At 60.8% G+C, this 20,258-nt stretch carries 16 protein-coding genes and 1 tRNA gene; all 17 read right to left on the reverse strand.

Features of this window, described 5'->3' with window-relative positions; translation table 11 throughout:
• Positions 1-41: 41 nt before the first annotated feature.
• The gene (mfd, locus tag DW925_RS02520) at positions 42-3,674 is read right to left on the reverse strand and encodes a transcription-repair coupling factor (protein ID WP_117790284.1); all 3,633 of its coding nucleotides are present in this window, start codon (positions 3,672-3,674) and stop codon (positions 42-44) included.
• Positions 3,675-3,833: 159 nt separating this feature from the next.
• Positions 3,834-4,499, reverse strand: coding sequence for an endonuclease III (gene nth / locus DW925_RS02525; RefSeq protein WP_117790285.1), 666 nt, complete (start codon positions 4,497-4,499; stop codon positions 3,834-3,836).
• A gap of 63 nt (positions 4,500-4,562) precedes the next feature.
• Entirely contained in the window at positions 4,563-6,365 is a 1,803-nt protein-coding gene (locus DW925_RS02530) for an ABC transporter ATP-binding protein (RefSeq protein ID WP_117790286.1), read from the reverse strand.
• A 125-nt stretch (positions 6,366-6,490) separates the two neighbouring features.
• Entirely contained in the window at positions 6,491-7,846 is a 1,356-nt protein-coding gene (locus DW925_RS02535; protein WP_117790287.1) for a DNA recombination protein RmuC, read from the reverse strand.
• A 123-nt stretch (positions 7,847-7,969) separates the two neighbouring features.
• On the reverse strand, positions 7,970-8,404 hold the full coding sequence (locus DW925_RS02540) for a hypothetical protein (RefSeq protein WP_117790288.1): 435 nt from the start codon (positions 8,402-8,404) through the stop codon (positions 7,970-7,972).
• Positions 8,405-8,845: 441 nt separating this feature from the next.
• Positions 8,846-9,385 (reverse strand): rubrerythrin, encoded by a 540-nt coding sequence (rbr, locus tag DW925_RS02545; protein ID WP_055285276.1) that lies wholly within the window; start codon positions 9,383-9,385, stop codon positions 8,846-8,848.
• Positions 9,386-9,499: 114 nt separating this feature from the next.
• Positions 9,500-10,405: an adenine glycosylase gene (locus tag DW925_RS02550; protein WP_117790289.1), complete on the reverse strand. Its 906-nt coding sequence runs from the start codon at positions 10,403-10,405 to the stop codon at positions 9,500-9,502.
• A 21-nt stretch (positions 10,406-10,426) separates the two neighbouring features.
• Positions 10,427-10,912 (reverse strand): Rrf2 family transcriptional regulator, encoded by a 486-nt coding sequence (locus tag DW925_RS02555; RefSeq protein WP_117564951.1) that lies wholly within the window; start codon positions 10,910-10,912, stop codon positions 10,427-10,429.
• 358 nt (positions 10,913-11,270) lie between these two features.
• A tRNA-Asp gene (locus tag DW925_RS02560) sits at positions 11,271-11,348 on the reverse strand.
• Positions 11,349-11,559: 211 nt separating this feature from the next.
• Complete coding sequence (locus tag DW925_RS02565; protein WP_117584170.1) at positions 11,560-12,027, reverse strand: YfcE family phosphodiesterase; 468 nt, start codon at positions 12,025-12,027, stop codon at positions 11,560-11,562.
• Between the two features lie 96 nt (positions 12,028-12,123).
• On the reverse strand, positions 12,124-12,840 hold the full coding sequence (locus DW925_RS02570; RefSeq protein WP_006235156.1) for a LytTR family DNA-binding domain-containing protein: 717 nt from the start codon (positions 12,838-12,840) through the stop codon (positions 12,124-12,126).
• A gap of 72 nt (positions 12,841-12,912) precedes the next feature.
• Positions 12,913-14,256 (reverse strand): histidine kinase, encoded by a 1,344-nt coding sequence (locus DW925_RS02575; RefSeq protein ID WP_055310084.1) that lies wholly within the window; start codon positions 14,254-14,256, stop codon positions 12,913-12,915.
• Positions 14,253-15,440 (reverse strand): glycosyltransferase, encoded by a 1,188-nt coding sequence (locus tag DW925_RS02580; protein WP_117790290.1) that lies wholly within the window; start codon positions 15,438-15,440, stop codon positions 14,253-14,255. The genes DW925_RS02575 and DW925_RS02580 overlap by 4 nt, the downstream gene beginning before the upstream one ends.
• A gap of 171 nt (positions 15,441-15,611) precedes the next feature.
• A complete protein-coding gene (locus DW925_RS02585; protein WP_117790291.1) occupies positions 15,612-16,871 on the reverse strand; it encodes an MFS transporter in 1,260 nt (419 codons plus the stop codon).
• Positions 16,872-16,972: 101 nt separating this feature from the next.
• Positions 16,973-17,917, reverse strand: coding sequence for a zinc dependent phospholipase C family protein (locus DW925_RS02590; protein ID WP_117758476.1), 945 nt, complete (start codon positions 17,915-17,917; stop codon positions 16,973-16,975).
• A gap of 92 nt (positions 17,918-18,009) precedes the next feature.
• Positions 18,010-18,744: a LytTR family DNA-binding domain-containing protein gene (locus tag DW925_RS02595; RefSeq protein ID WP_117790292.1), complete on the reverse strand. Its 735-nt coding sequence runs from the start codon at positions 18,742-18,744 to the stop codon at positions 18,010-18,012.
• Positions 18,745-18,783: 39 nt separating this feature from the next.
• Entirely contained in the window at positions 18,784-20,175 is a 1,392-nt protein-coding gene (locus tag DW925_RS02600) for a sensor histidine kinase (RefSeq protein WP_233502905.1), read from the reverse strand.
• Between the last annotated feature and the right edge of the window lie 83 nt (positions 20,176-20,258).

Here is a 20,258-nt window from a genome sequence, read left to right on the forward strand (position 1 = left end):
GGCGGGGCAAAGAATCCTTGTCCCGCCACGCCACCTACCTGTTATTCATCATCGCTAGCACCCAGCTGCTGCAGCAGCATGAGTGCGGCCGCCACGGGACCGGCCTCGTCGTTGGCGTCGAGACCGCGGCCCAGGCCGCTGCCCACACCGGCGCCCGCCTTGTAGGGCACCGACAGCTTGCGGCTCTTGGGGAAGCTCACCGCGCCATAGCGGGTCTTAAGCTCAAAGGCCACCTTCTTGGGCACGTCGACGCCCAAAAACGTGATGCGACCGCCGCTGAGCGTGACGCTCTCGAGCCCCAGGCGCTCGCCGCGAATACGGATGCGCGCGCGGTTGAACAGGTTGAGCCCTGCCAACGGCAGCTCGCCATGCGCGGCCTCGGTCTCTTCCTGCACCTCATCGATGCTCTCCAAGTCCTCGGCCGCTGCGAGCTTACGGTACACGAGCACGCGCTGATCCACCGCCGGCAGGTACTCCTCGGACAAGAAGTAATCGGCCGGCAGGTTAATGCCCACGCTCGCCGCCTCCACGCCGGCGTCGTCGTCGCCGCGCGCCTCGGCCACGGCCTGGCCCAGCATCTGTGTAAACAGGTCAAAGCCCACGCTCGACAGATTGCCGTGCTGCTCGGCGCCCATAAGCGAGCCGGCGCCACGAATCTCCAGGTCGCGCATGGCGATGCGCATGCCGCTGCCCAAGTCCTGGAACTCGGACAGTGCGGTCAGGCGCGCCGTTGCCTCCTCGGTGAGCGGCAGCTCGCCCGGGAACATAAAGTATGCGTAGGCCTGTGTGGCAGAACGGCCCACACGGCCCTTGAGCTGGTAGAGCTGTGCCAGGCCCAGGCGCTGCGAGTCCTCGATGATGAGCGTGTTGGCGCACGCGTTGTCGATGCCGCTCTCCACGATGGTCGTGGCGATGAGCACGTCGATCTTTTTGGTCGCGAACTCGATCATCACGTCCTCGACCTCGCGCGGACTCATCTTGCCGTGCGCCACGCCCACGCGCGCCTCGGGCGCGGCCTCGTGCACGCGCGCCACGGCGTCGTCGATGGTCTTGACGCGGTTGGACACGTAGTACACCTGGCCGCCGCGACCCACCTCCAGGCGAATCGCCGCGCTCACCACGTCGGGGTCGTACTCCCCCACGTGCACGATCACGGGGCGGCGCCCGGTCGGCGGCGTGGTGATCAGGCTCATGTCGCGCACGCCGCTCGTGGCCATCTGCATGGTTCGCGGAATCGGCGTTGCCGAAAGCGTGAGCACGTCAATCTGCTCACGCAGGTTCTTGAGCTGCTCCTTGTGCTGCACACCAAAGCGCTGCTCTTCGTCGATGATCACCATGCCCAGGTTCTTGGGGTTCACGTCGGCAGAAAGCAAGCGGTGCGTGCCGATGAGCACATCGATCGTGCCCTCGGCAAACGCCTTGAGCGCGCGCTTTTGCTGCGCCGGGGTGCGGAAGCGGCTGAGCACCTCGACCTCCAGGCCAAACGGGGAAAAGCGCTCAAAGAATGTCTCGTAGTGCTGTTGGGCCAGAATGGTCGTGGGGCAGAGCACCATGACCTGGCGGCCGGAGTCCACGCACTTAAACGCCGCGCGCAGGGCGACCTCGGTCTTGCCAAAGCCCACATCGCCGCACAGCAGGCGGTCCATGGGCTTGGGCGCCTCCATGTCGGCCTTGATGTCGGAAATGGCCTCCAGCTGGTCGCGCGTCTCGTCGTAGGGGAAGCTCTCCTCCATCTCGATCTGCTCGGGCGTATCGGGCGGACAGGCGATACCGGTAATCGACGAGCGGCGCGTATACAGGTCGACCAGGTCAAACGCCAGCTTTTTGGCGTTCTTGCGTGCCTTGTTGGTGGCACGCGTCCAGTCGGCGGTATTGAGCCTGGTCAGGCGCGGCTTGTCGCCGTCGGGGCCAACATAGCGCGTGATGCGGTCGACCTGCTCGAGCGGCACGTAGAGCTTGTCGCCGTCGGCATATTCCAGCAAAAAGTAGTCGCGTTCCTTGCCGCCCACTTCCTGGCGCGCGATCTCGCTAAAGAGCGCGATGCCGTGGGTGGCGTGCACCACGTAATCGCCCGGCTTAAACGGGAAGGTGATCTGCGTAATGTCAACCTTGCGGCGGCTGCGCGCGCGGTTGGCATCCATGCGGGCGTTGAGGTCGGCGATCGAGAACACTGCCAAATTGGCGTCGGGTACCACCACGCCCTGCGGCAGAGCGGCATCGACAAAGGTCACGCGCCCGCGCGAGATGGTGGGCACGGCGGCACCGGCGGCAGCCTGGGCGGCACCCGCCTCGAGCGAGCGGGCGTTGAGTGCATCGGCCTTGCGCTCGCGAATTGCAGCATGGGCATCCTGGCGGGCAGCACGGTCGGCAGAATCCGCCGCCGCCACGCGCACGCGCTCACCAATGACACCGGCATTTTCGGGCGCGGCCGTCAGCGACTCCTCAAAGGTAATACCCTCATCGCCAAAGGTAAGCTCCATCGACTCGCGCGCGCCGCGGTCGGGAATGGCAAACACGCAGGCATAGCGCTTGCCCACGACCTCCTGAATACGCGTCATAAAACGGTTGTCCGAGCCTGCGATAGCAGGCTGCTCAATCTTGAGCTCGGCCGTCACCGCGCCGCCGGCACGGATGAGGCTCACATAGTTCAGGCGTTGCTGGGAGCCAAAGTCGAGTTGCTGGGCACGCACGTACAGGCCGTCCAGACGGTCGACCCCCGCCTCGCCGGCACGCGCCTCGATATCCTCGTAGGCGCGCAGGCAATCGTCGAACAGCGAGCGCGGCTCGGACAGCACCACGAGCGCCTTGCCGCTCACGTGCGACAACGGGCTCACGGTCTGGCCGTACATCACCGGCAAAAAGCGGTCGAGCTCAGGCGTGACGATGCGCGCATCCACCATCTCGAGCAGCGCCGCCAACTTGCTGTCGTCCTGGCTGGCGCGATAGAGCGCCACATGCATGTTGTGGACCGCCTCGTCGGTAAGTGCCAGCTCGCGGCACGGGAAGATCTCGATACTGTCCTCGTTGCCGATGGTCTGACCCGTTGAACTCACCATACGGCGGATGCGGTCAATCTCGTCGCCGAAAAACTCAATGCGCACGGGCGCCTTTTCCTGCGCGGGAAATACCTCGACGGTGTCGCCATGCACGCGGAACAGGCCGGGCGCGTCGGCGGCGCCGGCATTGGTGTAGCCCATGCCCACCAGGCGCTGCGGTACCTCGTCAAAAGGAATCTCCTCACCCACCGCAAAGGTCGTCGACTCCCAGTAACAGCTCTCGACCGGCGGCACACAGCGCAGCAGCGCGCGGGCCGAGGCGACCATGATGCAGTTGTCCCCGCGCACGATGCGCCCGAGCGCCTCGCAGCGCTGGGCCACCACGGCATCGTCGGGCGCCTGCTCGCGCCAAGGGTAGTCCTTGCGCTCGGGAAAGCGGCACACGTGCGCCAGGCCCACATAGGCGGCCAGACTGCGTGCGGCGCGATCGGCCGCATCCTCACCACTCACGATGTAGACCGTGGGGCGCGGACGACGCGCAAACTGGGCGGCCGCCATGAGCGTTCGGCCCGACTGAGACACGGCCAGCGTCACGTCCTCGCCAGAATCGAGCCCGGCCTCGACGGTCTGCAGTGCCTCGGCAGTGTAGAGCTGCGCGGCTATACGGTGAATGAGCATGCTGTTCCTCCGGCATTGCAACGCCAAAAGCCCGCCGAGGCATGCTCGGCGGGTCGTTCGTCAAATTCGTTGCCTGTCATGGTAGCGCATGGAGAGGACTCCGGCTCAAGCGTACGCCCAGCCCCGCAACAAAAACGCCAGACGAAGATGCGTTCCGCCCTACCCCGCTACGCGCACGCTGGGGCACAAATCTGCCAGCGGACACTCGTCACACTTGGGTTTGCGGGCGTCGCAGATCTCGCGACCAAAGGTGATCCATTGGTGGTTGACCGACTCCCAATACTCGTGTGGCAAAATCTTGAGCAGATCTTGCTCGGTCTTGAGCGGCTCCTTGGCATGCGTCTTGGGGCTCAGCATCAGGCGGTGCGCGATGCGGTTGACGTGTGTATCCACCGCGATGCCTTCCACGATACCGTACCCCACGTTGAGTACGATGTTCGCCGTCTTGCGCCCCACGCCCGGCAGCTTTACAAGCTCCTTCATGTCGGCCGGTACCTCGCCACCGTAGTCGGCAACGATCATCTGCGCGGCCTCCACGGCATGCTTGGCCTTACTCTTATAAAAGCCGAGCGACTTAATGGTCTCGGCCACATCGGCCACACTCGCTCCCGCCATGGTCTCGGGCGTGGGCCACTGGGCAAAGAGCCGCGGCGTCACCTTGTTGACCTGCGCGTCGGTCGTCTGAGCCGAGAGCAGCACCGCGATCAGCAGCCTAAAGGGATTCTCGTGGTCCAAAAAGCACTCGACCGGGCCATAGCGACGGTTGAGGCGCTCACACACCTCGATGGCGCGCTCGCGCTTGGCGGCATTGGTCTCGCGTGGCATAACGACTCCTCGGCTCAACGGCACAATAAACTTATGGGCACAATTGTCCCACGTCCGAGACGCTTACGCCTCCAAGAATGCGCCGGTCTGACGGCTCCACAGACTCGCGTACTCGCCACCCGCCTCGACGAGCCGCGCATGCGTGCCGTCCTCGACAATCTCACCATCGGCCAACACCACAATGCGGTCGAGCGCCGCCACGGTGGACAGGCGGTGCGCCACCACAATGGAGGTGCGCCCGCGCATCAGGTTCTCGAGCGCCTCCTGCACCAGCGCCTCGGACTCGCTGTCAAGGGCAGAGGTCGCCTCGTCGAGCACTAGAATCGGCGCGTCGGTGAGAATCGCGCGGGCGATAGCCACGCGCTGACGCTGGCCGCCCGAGAGCTTGACACCGCGCTCACCCACCATGGTGTCAAAGCCACGGGGCAATCGGTCGATAAACTCCAGGGCATTGGCCAGGCGCGCGGCCTCGCGAATCTGCTCATCAGTGGCGTTGGGACGACCGTAGGCAATGTTTTCGCGAATGGAGCGGTGGAACAGCAGCGCCTCCTGCGGCACGTAGGCAACCTGGCGGCGCAGGCTTTGCTGCGTGCAGCGCGAGACATCCTGACCGTCCACGAGCACGCGGCCGCCCTGAACATCGTTCAGGCGCAGCAGCAGCTTGGTAAGCGTCGTCTTACCCGAGCCCGATTTGCCCACCAGGCCCACGCGCTGGCCCGCCGCCACATGAAGTGTCAGGCCATCGAACACGTTCTCGCCCGCCGCAGCGTCACGGTACGCAAAGCTCAAGTGCTCAAAATCAATTGCGCCCTCGCGCACCTTGAGCTCGGGGGCGTTCTCGTCGTCTGCCACCAGACGCGGCTCGTCCAGCACGCGCGTCATCTCTGCCGCATCGCCCAAAGCGCGGTTAATACGCTGCATCATGGAGCTCACGTAGTTCAGACGCATGGTGAGGTTATAGGTGTAGGTAAAGATCATGACGAGCGAGCCGGCCGAGATGCCAAACCACGCGTTGCCGCCCGCCACGAACACACTCACCACGGCCATGGTGATGACGATAAGGCCCGAGGTCGTAAAGTTGCGCTGCATCATGGCGTGCATCGATACCGTTTCGGCATCGCGCGCGGCACGGTCGGCGGCATCGAACAGATCGCGTTCAAAGTCCTCTCGCCCGCAGGTCTTGACGGCCAAGATGTTCGTTACCGCATCGGACAGCACACCCGAGAGCTTATTCTGCGCGGCGGACGTCGCGGCCGAAAGTGGCATGATGCGCTTGTACATAAGCCAGACAAACGCAATGTAGACGACCATGATGCCCACCAGGATCACGGTAAATGTGGGCACCACCGGAGCGAGTGCGGCCACGGTGCAGATGACCGAGGTGATGGTGGGGATGAGCGAATACACCGTCACGTCGACCAAGCCCGTATAGCCGCTCATAAAACGGCTTGTCTGGCTCACAAGCGATCCGCCAAAGCGGCTGGTATGGAATGTCATGGATTGGTTGGAGAGCGTGTCGAAGCACAGACGCGCCAGGTGATAGTTGCCCGCAATCTCGAGCTTGTAGACGGTGTAGTCCTGCAGCTTGGAGAGGATTTGACCCACCAGGTTAACGAGCACGAGCGCCAGGATATAGGGGGCGAAGACCTCAAACACCTGGTCACCCGCCACGGGACCGGCTTGAATGCGGTCGACAATGAGGGCCATCACGTAGGTGTTGGAAAACGTGAGCAAAAAGATGTAGCCCGCCGACGAGAACACCGAGAGAAAGACGATCAGCGGCTGCGTGCGCGTGACGTCCCAAAAACGCTGCAGCGTGCGGCGCACGGTGGAGCGTTTGAGCGGACTGGTGCTTCTCTGAGACATGGGCTTCCTTTCGCGTCTGATAGGGCGAAACGCCATTGTTGCACATTGAAGCGCACTTCAGGCAAGCACGATGCGAAAAGCGGTGGGCACCCGCGTTTACGCCGGCGCCCCGCCGTCAGATGCAGCTAGTCCTCGTCTTTTTGGTCTGCGAGCAGGCCTGCGGACTCCAAGCCCAAAATCGCGTCGGCTTCCCCAGCATCCTCCAGCGCGTCGATGTCCTTGAGCTTGCGCTCCATGACGTTGGTGCGCGTGGTGATGATGCCCTCGACCGTTTTACCCGCGGTCTCGATCTGCTGCTGGGCGCGGCGCAGTGCCGCCTGATAACGTGGCAGCTCGGCCTTGACGGCGGAGAGCACGCGCAGTACGTCGTCGGTACGTTTTTGCAGCCTAAACGTCTGGTAGCTCATCTGCAGGCTGTTGAGAATGGCGGCCATGGTGCTGGGACCGGCTACGTTGACGTGATAGTCGCGGCCCAGGGTCTCGATAAGCCCGGGGCGGCTGACGACCTCAGCGTACAGCCCCTCAAACGGAACGAACATGATGCCAAAGTTGGTGGTCACGGGCACGCTCAGATACTTTTCGCAGATGTCCTTTGCCTCACGCTTGACCATAGCGTCAAGCGTCTTGCGCGCGGCGGCGACGGCATCCGCGTCGCCCGACTCCTGGGCATCGAGCAGATGCTCGTACGCGTCGCCCGGGAATTTGGAGTCAATCGGCAGCAGTACGGGGTCGCCCTCGTCTACCGGCAGCTTGACGGCAAACTCAACACGCTCCGAGGCGCCGGGCTTGGTGGCAACGTTTTCCAGATACTGATCGGGTGTGAGGATATCCGCCAGGATCGCGCCCAGCTGCACCTCGCCCAAAATGCCGCGCGCCTTGACGTTACCCAGCACGCGCTTAAGGTCGCCCACGCCAGTGGCGATAGATTGCATGTCGCCCAGGCCCTTGTACACGGCCTCGAGCTGGTCGCTCACCTGCTTAAACGATGCAGACAGACGGTCGTTGAGCGTGCGAGAGAGCTTCTCGTCCACCGTCGCGCGCATCTGATCGAGCTGCACGTTGTTGTCTTTGCGGATGGCGCCCAGCTGAGCATCGACCGTCTCGCGCACCTTGTCCAGGCGATGCTCGATGCCCTCGCGATTGGCGCCGAGCTGTTGGGCCGTCTCACGGCGCAGGTCATCCATCCGGTCACCAGCTTGCGAGAACTCGCGTGCGATGGCCAGGTAACGTTGCTGCTCCACGGCCGCATCGGTCGTCTGCTGCTGCGCGATGGCATTGGCCGTGCGGCGTGTTTCGGCCAGCGCGACGTTCAGGGCATCGAGCGCGTTGTTGGCCTGCTCGAGTGCTGCCAGCGTTTCCGCGCTACTGTCGCCACGCTCCCGCAACTCGGCACGAAGGCCCTTGAGCTGCAGGGCACAGGCCGCAGCGACCCCCACCGCCACCAAAGCAATCACAATAAGTGCAATATCAATTGCAGACATAAACTCCGCCCAACAAACCCAATCGAGCACCAATCAAAACCGCGATCAATCTTACCCTGTCAAACGCAGCTCATGTCCAATCGAGCGCAGACAAGTTACCTTTGCGCTATGGGTGCTGGTCCGCTAGCTCTCCCAGCTGGCGCGGATGGTTGCTGCGACATCCCCCAAGCGCTGACCGAGAGCTGCCAAGTGCTGAAGTACCTCATTGGGCGAGGCGCCGTTGAGGATGCACGTGAGGGCATATGAGGCCAAGAAGATTGTCGCGAGCCCCAGCGGAATCAGCACGATCATCGCCAGCGTACGCAGGCGCTGGGCCCAGCGACGGCGACGCGCACGATGCTTGTCGAACGCGAGCTCCTGCGCATATGAATCTTGCTGTACGGAATAGGCCTCTGGCGCCGATTCACACCCGGGCACAGCTGCAGGTACAGCAGCGGGCACGACGTTTTGCACGGGCGCCTGGTTGGCAACCCCTTGCATTTGCATCTCCATGAGTCGTTGCTGCTGACGCAGCATGCGCTCAGCTTGTTGCTGCGGAGTCTCAAGAAACAGATCCATACTGGCCTCCAAAATCGGAGCATTCGACGCTTACGACCAGCATCCCGCACCGCCATGACCGCGACAACGCAATCGCCGGCAATAGCCACAAAGTTTCTTTTGCTCAAAAGCTGTCGAAAAGCTCAACAACTCCCCTACCAGCACTTTCTCTGAGCTTTTTTCGCCAACAATCTTTTGGCCTTCCACCCTTACGCCAACTGACCAAAATCTAACCAATAGCTTGACGAAAATTGTGGAGACCGGGACCCCACAAAAACGTGCCGCCCCAAAAAGGGGCGGCACACAACCTTTTTTATCAGCTTTTCTGTATCGAGCACGCGACGACCCAACGCCGGAGCGCAAGGCGGGGAAATACCTTTGCCTCGCGCGACTCTGCGAAGCCGTGAGCGAGAGGGAAAGGTGTTTCCCCGCCCTGCGCTCCGCAGCAGCCAGCGCCAAGCGCTAGTAGTTCACCACCTGCTCCTCAAAGTACGCCTTGGGGTGGTTACACACCGGGCACACCTCAGGTGCCTCGGCACCAACGTGCAGATGTCCGCAGTTCAGGCACTTCCACACCTTTACGCCCTCGCGCTCAAACACCTCGCCCGACTCGATGCGCTCGACGAGTTTGTTGTAGCGCTCCTCGTGGGCCTTCTCGACGGCGGCGACACCACGGAACTTCTCGGCGATCTCGACAAAGCCCTCCTCCTCGGCGGTCTTGGCAAACTCGTCATACATCGTGGTCCACTCGTAGTTCTCGCCCGCGGCGGCGTCGCGCAGGTTGTCCAGAGTGCCCGGAACGGCGCCGTCGTGCAGATACTTAAACCACAGTTTGGCGTGCTCGGACTCGTTGCCTGCGGTCTCGGCAAAGATGTTCGAGATCTGAACGTAGCCGTCCTTCTTGGCCTTGGATGCATAGTAGCGATACTTGGTGTGTGCCTGGGACTCACCGGCAAAAGCGGTCTCGAGGTTCTTCTTGGTTTGGGAGTTCTCAAAATCCATAGGTGTACTTCCCTTCAACGCATGCCGCCCGTAGGCTTCGAGCGGCCTCGCCTTTAGGATGCCCTCAAGCCGAGAATTTAAACCTTACAATCCCGTTCTTCAGATTTGAGCGGGCTACACACTCAACCAACGATCGTCCTCGGCTCGGCAAAAGCCCTCACGCTCCAGGTCGGCCAGAATGCCCGCGACAAGCTCGCGCTCGACCGGCCCGCGCCCAGCCGCCGCTTCCATATCGTTAACGCCCACCACGGCATCAGCAAGCGTAATCCCCGCCGGTTGGCCATCGCGCGCTGCCAGCAACATGCGCACGATATGCGCGCGCTTTTGGCGACGTGAGCCCTCAAACTTTGATTGACGGCTATAGCCCGCCGAGCGCCTGGACGGATTGGGCAACGTCTTTTTTAGATATGCGCCGTAGTCCAGCAACGCGTAATACCACGCGCGCGGCGTGTCGGCATCATCGAGCGGCACGGCAAAGGGAGCGATCTCGTCGGTCGCCGCACCGGGGACCGCCGGACAGGCCGCCTGAATCAGCGGCACCAGCTCGCGGTCGGGAACAGCCGGTACATCGGGAAAGAAGTGATGCAGAAAGACCGTGCGCACGTTGGTCTCCAGATACACGCCCGGAAGATCAAACGCAAACGACCGGATACCTTGCGCCGTTGCCGGGCCAATACCAGGCAGAGCGACCAAGTCACGCGTCTCACGCGGAAACTCACCGTCCCAGTCCTCCACAACGCGCTGAGCGGCCTTGTGGAGCGCCAGAGCGCGTCGGTTGTAGCCCATGCCCTGCCAAGCGTCCAAAACATCGGAAGGCGCGGCTTGGGCAAGCGCCTGCACGGTCGGAAAGCGATCGAGCCACGCCGGCATACGCGTCTCCACGCGTGGCACCTGTGTTTGCTGCAACATGACCTCGGAAAGCCAAATGATGTACGGATCGCGCGTGCGGCGCCACGGAAGGTCGCGATAACGCAGGACCCCTTCCGAACGAATCATCGAACGAAAGGGGTCCTGAATCATATCTATGCTCCTTATGCGGCGCTATTCCTCCCGGCATGTATACGCACAGGTGGCGTACTCGGGAAACGCTTCGCGGTCGGCGAACTTGGGATCGACGGCCGGGAACTGGCGGTGAGCGACGATGTCGCCGAGCGAAACGGAATCGAGGTAGTCGCGCATCAATGCTTGAGCTCCGGCCCACAGGGGATGATAGCAGCACGTGCCCATGCGCGCACAGTCGCCATCGGGTGCGGTGCAATCATTCATAACCATAGGGCCCTGAACGGCCTCGACGACCTGACGAATGGTAACGTCGTCCGGACTGACCTTGAGACGCATGCCACCGTGGACGCCACGCAGGCTCTCCACAATACCGGCCTGGACCAAACCGTGCTGAATCGAGCGGGCAAACGAATACGGGACATTGACCTCTTCGGCAGCGGTGCGAACAGAAAGCAAACGCTCCGGATCCTCGGCAAGCATCGCCAACATACGAAGGGCGTAATCAGTCTTCCTCGATATGTCCATTTTTCCCCTTTCAAGGAATACGAACAGCTCGAACGAGCTCCGGGGCCGAGCTTGTGTCGAGACGCTAAATGACCGCAGGACATCCAAATGGTAAATCGGATATCCACTGAATGCCGCGCTTGGAGCGAAATGCATCAGATGCGGCCCACAGTGCAATTTAGTATAACCTAACCCCCTGCTTCGTTGAACAGGTGTTGCGCAACAAAGCTGTTGTTTAGACAGATATGCTTATTAGATTTTACTTGCGTTCCCGAAGGGGCGGGGATTCTGGGCGAAGATGCGCCAGGGCGATCGTTCTATCGAAACAAAGTGCATCAAACGCAAAAAGCCACGTCCGAAGACGTGGCTTTAATTGCGTTGGCGGGAAGTACGGGGCTCGAACCCGCGACCTCCGACGTGACAGGCCGGCGCTCTAACCAAACTGAGCTAACTCCCCAGGCAGACGTTCGCGTTTGTTTCCGCTCGCGTGCGCTGCGGGGATTAGTATACACAGAAGTCTGTCCGGCGCGCAACAACTTTTTTGAAAAAATTTTTCGGTCCCTCCGGGAGGGTCTCCGGGGCGGGGTTGTCTAAGGTTTTTGTTGAAGCTCGGCCTTTGGCTCATAAAAAACGGGAGATGCAATCTGCATCCCCCGTTTTTGTTACGGTTAGTCTAGGTCAATAAACTTGGTGCTTAGGATCTTGCCGTCTTTAACGAGCATTCTGGCCATGGTGGGGCCTCGGGTGCCTCTGGGATAGCTGGCGCTGCCCGGGTTGAGGACTAGGCAGCGGCCCACTTGGGCTTCTTTGGTTACGTGGGTGTGGCCGTTGATGGCTACGTCTACGGATCCCACCGGAAGGTCTTCGCGGTAGTGGGCTACGGCGAATTTGAGGCCTTCGTAGGTAAAGAGCGCAAGACGGTCTACATCGGGGCCGTAGTCGCGGTAGTAATCGTTGTTGCCCAATACGGCCCGCACGGGGGCGATGGTGCATAGGTGCTCGTAGTCCATCTCTGACGTAAGGTCGCCGGCGTGGATGATCAGGTCTGCGCCCTCAAGCTCATCCAAGAGCGCAGGCGATAAATAGCCGTGGGTGTCCGAGATGATGTCGATGCGCTTGGCGCTTGCGCTGTTCATGGGATCCCTTCCGCAAAAAACGATTCGGCAGATACATACAAAAAAGGCCCCACGGCCCCGCAGACGATGGGTCTACAGGGCTGCGGGGCCAGTGTGCTAGAGACTCAGAGCCTTCTTGAGCGGCACGACGCGGCGGCGCGAAACCGGCACGCGTTCGTCGACGCCCGTAATGCCCAGCTGGATGGCGCCCGAGGGCACCGTCTCAACGTCCGTGACGCACGCTAGGTTGACGATATAGCGGCGGTGAACACGGAAGAAGCCAAAGTCGCAGAGCTTGGCCTCAAACTGCGCCAGCGAGGTCGTCGACAAAAAGCGATCATCGACGGTATAGATGCAGGAGTAATCGTCCTTTGCCATGATAAAGCGGATGTCATCCACGGGAATGAGCACCTTGCGGCCGCCCTTTTCCACCGGGATACGCTCGATGGTCACTTTGCTGTCCGTAACCGGCTTGGCGCGTTGCATGACCTTCTCGATCGCGCGATCCAAGCGAGCTTCCTCGACCGGCTTCATCAGATAATCGACGGCATCCACGTCGAATGCCTCGACCGCATGGTCGCTATACGCAGTCACAAACACGATCGCCGGCGGATTTTTGAGCTTATGCAGCGCCTCGGCAAGTTGCAGGCCCGAGGCACCGGGCATCGAGATATCGAGAAACACGACATCCACGCGACTTTCCATAAGCATCTCGATGGCGGAGCGGACGCTCGACGCCTCCGTGATCGTGCCGATCTTGCCCGTTTGCTCGAGCAGGAAGCGAAGCTCCGAGCGAGCCGGCGCCTCATCATCCACAATCATCGCACGCAGCATAGGGATAAAACCTTTCGTCAACTAACTACGCCGGGCATCCGTCGCATGACGTTGAGCCCGTAGCCTTTTATTTTACTCTTGAATGTCAAAGATGCTCTCTGACAAATCAAGATGAAGGAGCACTTTGGTGCCCTTGCCCGGCGCCGATTCGACACGCGTATAGGAGTGCGGCCCATAAAAGCGATGGATGCGCTCCGAAATATTGTGCATGGCCACACCGGCGCCGCCACCCTGGGGAGAGCTGGCGTCGGGACGGGCAGAGCGCTCGTCAAACAGTCTGGCGGCGGTACCCTCATCCATGCCCACGCCATTATCGGCCACGGCAATCAAGATTGCATCCTCGCCGTCTTGGTGAACGGTCACGTCGATCCTCAGGGCGTCGTCATCGCCCATACCATGACGTACGGCGTTCTCGACAATCGGCTGGATCACGAACGCCGGCACCAGCGTATCTTCCACGTCCTCGGACACATCGAACGTCGCAAGCACGCGGTCCTCGCCAAAGCGGGCCTTCTCAAAGGTAAGGTAGCGCTTGGTCTGTGCGACCTCGCGCGAGACCGGAATAAGCGATCCCGAGTTGTCGAGCGTGGCACGATAGAACGATGAGAACTCACGAAGCAGTTCGCGGGCCCGCAACGGGTCGGTGCGCGTAAACGATGCAATGGTGTTCAGCGTGTTGAACAGGAAGTGCGGGTTAATCTGCGCCTGCAGCGCACGCACCTCAGCGCGCGCCGTGAGTTCCTTTTGCACCTCGAGCTCGTGGATGGCGAGCTGCGTGGACAAGATCTCGGCAAAGCCCGAGGCAAGCGCGTACTGGGTACGGTCGACGGCGCGCGGGGTCTTGTAGTAGAACTTGAGCGTGCCGACGGTACGATCGCCCACCTTGATGGGGGCGATAATGCCGGCGGGGACTTGGTTGTGCGAGCCGTCCGAGCCCACGACATCCACCATACGGTTGAACGACTGCACGATGCCATGTTCGATAACGTAGCGTGTGGCAAGCGTGTGGATGGGAGAATCTGGCAGTAGTTTTTCCTCAAACTCTCCCGCGCAGGCAAGCACGTTGCCCTCGTCGGTGATGGCCACCGTCATGGCGCGCGTCTCGGGCAAAATGCGCCGGCACACCAAACGCGCCGACTCCTGCGTCAGACCGCCCTTAATGTCCTCGAGCATGGCCGAGGCCACCGAGAGCGTCTCCTCGGTGTACTGGGAGCGCACCGAATCGGGATTGAGCGTCAAAAAGATAAAGATGCACAGAAAGATGCACAGCAGCGCGCAGGCAATCACCGTGGCGATCGGCTCGATACCGGTCACCAAGGCAAAAATAAAGTACACCAGCACGCAAATGGCGCAGGCAACGGCAATGATGCGAAAGATTGATATTGAACTATCGCGCTGGGCGCGGCGGTCGATCATTCGGCCCCCTCCAGGATACTGATCAGTTGTGCGTCACGCCAAAGCCCGTCCATGATCTTGGGCCAAAAGCTCTGGAAACGCAGGTAGCTTGCAGCGTTTTGGCGCGCATAGGCCTTTGCCTCGTCGATGCCATGGCGCCAAATGCGCAGGTAGCCCTCATGCTCGCGGGTAAACACGCTGCGGACCATAGCGGTCTTGCGCACGCGGTCGTCGAGCTCGCGCGAAATCCACGGGCCCGGGTAGGGCATGAGTGATGCCGCCGTAACGGGAATGAGCTCCTTTTGATGCGCGGCGAATGTCAACTTGGCCCGTTCGTAGTACCAACGGTATACATCCTGCATAAAGCGCGGTGAGCGCTTTTCGGACTCCGGAGGCAGATGGCGCACGGTCCACTCGTTATCGAACCACACGTCGTAGCCAAACATACGCATGTTAAAGAGGTAATCCAAGTCCTCGCCGCGGGTGATAAACGGGTCAAAGGCCACACGCGTAAAGGCGCGGGCGTGCAGGGCCATCAGGCCGCCGCACACGTAGTTGGAGCGCGAGATGCGGGTGCCCGAGAGCGCCTTTTTCATCCAACGGTTGAACTCGATGCGCTTGGTCCACCAACGATGGCAGATGCCCGCCTTGTCCGTGGGAGCCAGCGGCGAACCGTCGCGATCGTAGAAATAGCCGCTCTTGACCAAGATCGGCAAGCCCTGACGCGTCTGCTGCCCCAACGCATAGGTCGCGCGCTTCATAAAGTCGGCGTCGATGACAGTCTCATCGTCATCCAAAAAGATAACCGCGTCATGCCCCAGCACAGCGGCACAGGCTAGCCCCATGTTGCGGATGGCACCGTAGCCTCGCAGGCTCACGCACTCGCCCGAACCCTTGGGCGCGATCTGAGCAACCCGGTCTGCGATGCGCGAGGCCTGGGTGTTGGTGACAACGGTGACCTTGAGCGTGGGATGCGCGTCGACAATCTCGCGCACGCGCAGCGACACATCGGCTGTGGCAGAAACGGGACAGACCACCAAAAGGATGATGCGCGGGATGTCACGTACCTGCTCAAGCGAGGCCAGGCAGCGGTCGAGTTCGGGATTGTCGGCGTTGAGTCGGGTCGAATGGTCATAGGTGCCAGGGGCGTTTGCGCAAGCGTCGTCGCCCGCCCAATACGTTGGAATCACGACTGTGGCGTTCATGCCTTACCCTCCCTGCAACACAAAAACGGGACGTCGCCAAACACAGGCGACGCCCCGCGACCTAGCTGATTCCATCATACCCACTTGGGCAAATCATTGCTCGCAAGTCACAATGTTTATTGCGGATAACCCCAAAAGAGTACCGTGGACAGGCACAATAGCCGCTCGCTCCTATGCGGCATGCTCTGCCGCCCGAGTCATGCGGGACAGGCGGACCAGCAGCATAAAGCCAACGACCAGCAGCACACCAATGGAAAGGACGCCCAGCGACGGGTTGCCGGTCAGCGAGGTGACGACCGACACCAGAAAGGTGCCCATAACGCTTGCATAACGACCAAAGATGTCAAAGAAGCCGTAGTACTCGTTGGACTTTTCCTTGGGGATAATGCGGCCAAAGTAGCTACGGCTGAGCGCCTGCACGCCGCCCTGGAACAGGCCGACCAAAATGGCAAGCACCCAGAATTCAAAGGCGGTCTTTAGGAAGAACGCGGCGAACAGCACAATCCCCATGTAGGCGGCGACCGCCACCAGGATCATGTTGAGCGTGCCCACGCGTCCGGCGAGCTTGCCGTAGATGATGGCGGACGGAAAGGCCACGAACTGCGTAACGAGCAGCGCCAGCACCAGCTGCGTCGAATCGATGCCCAAGGCCGATCCGTAACTGGTGGCCATGGAAATGACCGTGTGCACACCGTCGATATAGAAGAAGAACGCGATCATGTAGACCAGCACGGTCTTATTGTGGGCAATCTCGCGCATGGTGTGTCCGACCTCGGAGAACACACCGCCCACGATGTGGCCGATGGTGTCCTCGGGACCGCGCTCGCGACCGTACTTTTGCTTATAGGTGCGAATGAGCGGCAGGGTAAAGATGAGCCACCAGGCACCAGTGATGATAAACGACAGACGCGTTGCCAGCATGGTGGGGATGCCAAGAGCGGGGCCACCCATGATGAGCGCCAGGCAGATGACGAACGGCACGGTGGAACCGATGTAGCCCCAGGCATAACCCGAGCTGGACACGGCGTCCATGCGCTCGTCGGTGGTAATGTCAGGCAGCATGGCGTCGTAGAACGTCATAGAAGAGTTAAGGCCGATGGTGCACAGCACGTACACGGTCAAAAATGCCATGGCGGACATTGGGATAGCCTGCGCCAGGCAAAGCACCAGGCCCGTGAGGAAGAAGCCCAAGAAGAACTTGATCTTGTTGCCGGCGTAGTCGGCAAGTGCGCCCAGAATGGGCATGAGCATGGCGATGACCAGCGAGGCGATCGTCTGCGCATTGCCCCAAGCGACCACCAGGTCGGCCGAGGAAGCGCCGGTATTGATGGCGTTAAAGTAAATGGGCACCACCGAGGTATTGAGCAGCACGAGGGCCGAATTGCCCACATCGTACATAACCCAGTTACGCTCGAGCTTGGTGTATTTCATGGACAGGGACCCTTCGTATTTGCCCGATATGCAGTTAGTTCATCGTACCCCAATTGTCCAGAAGCACCGGTAAGGATTCGGCAAAGGGGCACGCATGAGCCCTATTCCTCGCGGTCGAACTCCTCATCGGCATTGAGCACGCGACCGCTGTAATTGACATGGTTGGTCACGGCTTCCATATCGCCGGTCTCGATAAAGCGGGCAACCGTGCACTCGTAATCGAGCAGCGCGCGGTCAAAGACCTCGGGGAAGCTCTCGGTCGAGACTTCATCGGTAAAGGGGTTCTTCCATGCCAAGTGGCCCAGGTTGCCGGTACGCTCGGTCAGCTCGGTCGTCACGCGGTGCGCAAGGCCGTCGAGCAGCGAGTAGTCGTGCACCAAGCCCTCAACCAGCGAGATCGCGCGCGTCTTTGCGGAGCCGGCCGGCTCAATCGCGCGGTAAAGTCGCTGCATATTGGCAACGGCAGCACCGTACTCCCCCGCCGGAATGTCAATGCCGTACACGCGTCCGGCAACATAGCTCATCAGCACGCCGGCCACGCGATTGATGCGATCGGTGGTGACGATCTCGCCCGCCGGCGGGTAATCGTCGACCGTAGCGCCATCGCGTTTAAGCTGCAGCATCAGTACATCCAGGTCGCTCTCGATCACGGCATGGACCTGACTGCTCGAATCCTCAAGCTCTGAATCGGACTCCACGATGCCAAACTGCTGCTCATAGACAAAGGGGTGAGCGTTGCGGTCGAGCACGTAATGAGACAGCAGGCCCAGCGCAAAGGCACGACCCAAGCTGGCATCGCGCGGCAGCAGATGCGACACGCCGTCGCGCAGGCACGCGAACTGGCGAGACATGCGCGACCGATGCATGACCTGCGCCAGCAGCGTGCAGTCGGAAACACGCGGTGTCAGAATGTGAAAGAAAAACGGGTCGGGGCCTTGGTTGCCCAAGATAAAGGCAATGCGCTCTTCATCGGACGTGATGACGCACTGCGGAAGACGGTCGATGCTTTCCTCGCCAAACAGATGATGGGTGATAAGCGCGGGCATAATGATCCTTTCGATTTCATTCGATGCCACCCATTATGCCCACCGCGCGCCCATGCCAAACCTGCGATGGTAAACGACAGCACGCAAGCCTCTTACGCAAGCCCCAGGTGCGACTTGACCTCGGCGGCACGACGACGGGACACCGGTACCGTCGAGTTCACGCGGTCGAGCCTGAGCTCCATCAACCCCGTGGAGCCAATCTCAACATTGTGCACGTCTTCCAAATTGACCAGGTAGCTGCGATGAACGCGAATAAAGCCCTCGGAGTCCAAGCGACGCTCGAGCGAAGAGATCGACTCATTGATCAGGTACGTTCCCTCGGCGCAGATGGCGTTGCAAAAATCGGCGCGCGCCTCAAAGTAGCAAACGTCTGCGGCGGGAATGAACACCTTTTTGCCCCCGCGGTCCACCGTCAGACGCAAAGGCTGGCGCGGAGCGTGGATAACACGACGGACGCCCAAGGCCGCCTCGATCTTGTCGAGTGCCTTTGACAGGCGTGCGTCCTCAACCGGCTTGACGACATAATCGACGGCATCGAGGTTATAGGCATCAGCCGCATACTCGGCAAATGCCGTCACAAACACCACGACCGGCGGCGTCTTTAGGTTCTGCAGCGTCTCGGCAAGCTCAATTCCCGAGCGGCCGGGCATCGTGATATCCAAAAACAGCACGTCGGGCTTGTTCGACAGAATCGACTCCACGGCCTCGGTGACATTGCCCGCCTCGGCAATCTGTCCCACACGTGCATCCTTTTCCAGCAGATAACGTAGCTCAGCCCTAATAGGAGGCTCGTCATCAACCACCAAGATGTTCCATCCCTCGGACATATGCGCTTCCCCTCTTTTTTCTCTCAATCCAACCGCGCGCTACACCTTCATCGGCGCCGGCTCATGCGGCTCGCCGTTCAGCTCGACGATGACCTGCGTTCCCACGCCCTCCTGGGACTTCACGCGCATGCCAGAATCTTCCCCGTAAAAGAAATGGATGCGCTGAAGCACGTTGAAGAGCGCCAGGCCGCAGCCTCGCTTGATGGAGCCGTCGGCGGTAATGCTCTCGGGCTCCTCTCGGCGATGCTGCTCAAACAGGTGCGCGCAGACTTCTTCGCTCATACCGATGCCGTCATCTTCGACGATGATCTCCAGACCGTCATCGGTCTCAAAAGCCCTAACACGAATAGAAAGCGGCTCGGTCTCGCGCTGCGCATGCTTGATGCAGTTTTCGAGCAGCGGCTGCAAGATAAACGGCGGCACCATGCTGTCGCGCACCTCAAAGTCGATATCGACCGAGACGCGCAGACGGCCGTCGCCATACCGGGCCTGCATAAGGTTGATGTAGCGAGTGCCCTGTTCCACCTCGTGCTCGAGCGTTGTGAGGGTATCGGAATCAGAAAGCGTCTGACGGTAGTAATTGGAAAAGTCGATGAGCAGCGACCTGGCCTTGTCCGGCTCGGTACGCACGAGCGACACGATGGTGCTGATGGTGTTAAACAGAAAATGAGGATCGACCTGCGATTGCAAGGCGCGCAGCTCCACGCGAGCTGTAAGCTCGTCCTGGCGCTCGAGCTCAAAGCTCGCAAGCTGCGTGGAAATGAGGTCGGCAAAGCCCGAGGCAAGCGCCGTCTGGCGCATATCGATGCTGCTCAGACGGGGATAATACAGCTCGAGCGTGCCCACGCAATGCCCGCGCACGGTAAGCGGTGCGACAATACCGGCGCGCAGGCGCGGAAAGTAGCCACCTGTCTCGGTCGAGGCATCGCGCGAGAAAACGCTTTGCTCACCGCTGTTGATCACATTGAGCGTGGTCCGCAGCACCACCGGGGTGCCCGCGGGGCATTTTGCCGAGTCCTCGCCCCAGCTTGCCAACACCTGCTTGCCGTCGGTAAAGCAGATGGCAGAGGCGATGGTTTCGGACAGGATGATCTTAGAGGCGCCCAGGGCAGCTTCGGGCGTAAGGCCGCGCGACGTGTAGGCGAATATTTTCGACGCGATGGCGAGCGTGCGGTCGGTAGCGCTCGATGTGAGGTCGTCGGGAACGACAAAAACGTACGAGAAGAAGAAGCACAGCATGACCAAGCCGGCAATGACGACAACGGCCGGAACGGGATTGGGATTATCGGTTAGATCCCAGATGAGCAGCAGGATAAGCAGCGGAACGACAATACCGAGCAAGATGGCTTGAACCACATGCTGAGCGGTACGAAAGACCTTGGTAGAGTTGTAGCTCTTGCCCAGAATCAGCCTATTGAGATCCACCGTCATCTCCTTCTTACTGACGCACCCCATAGCAATAAAGAGGGCCGCAAGCGACCCTCTCCATTGCATTATGCAATCAAAAACTGTGT

This window comes from Collinsella sp. AM43-1 (assembly GCF_003467925.1).
Lineage (GTDB): Bacteria > Actinomycetota > Coriobacteriia > Coriobacteriales > Coriobacteriaceae > Collinsella.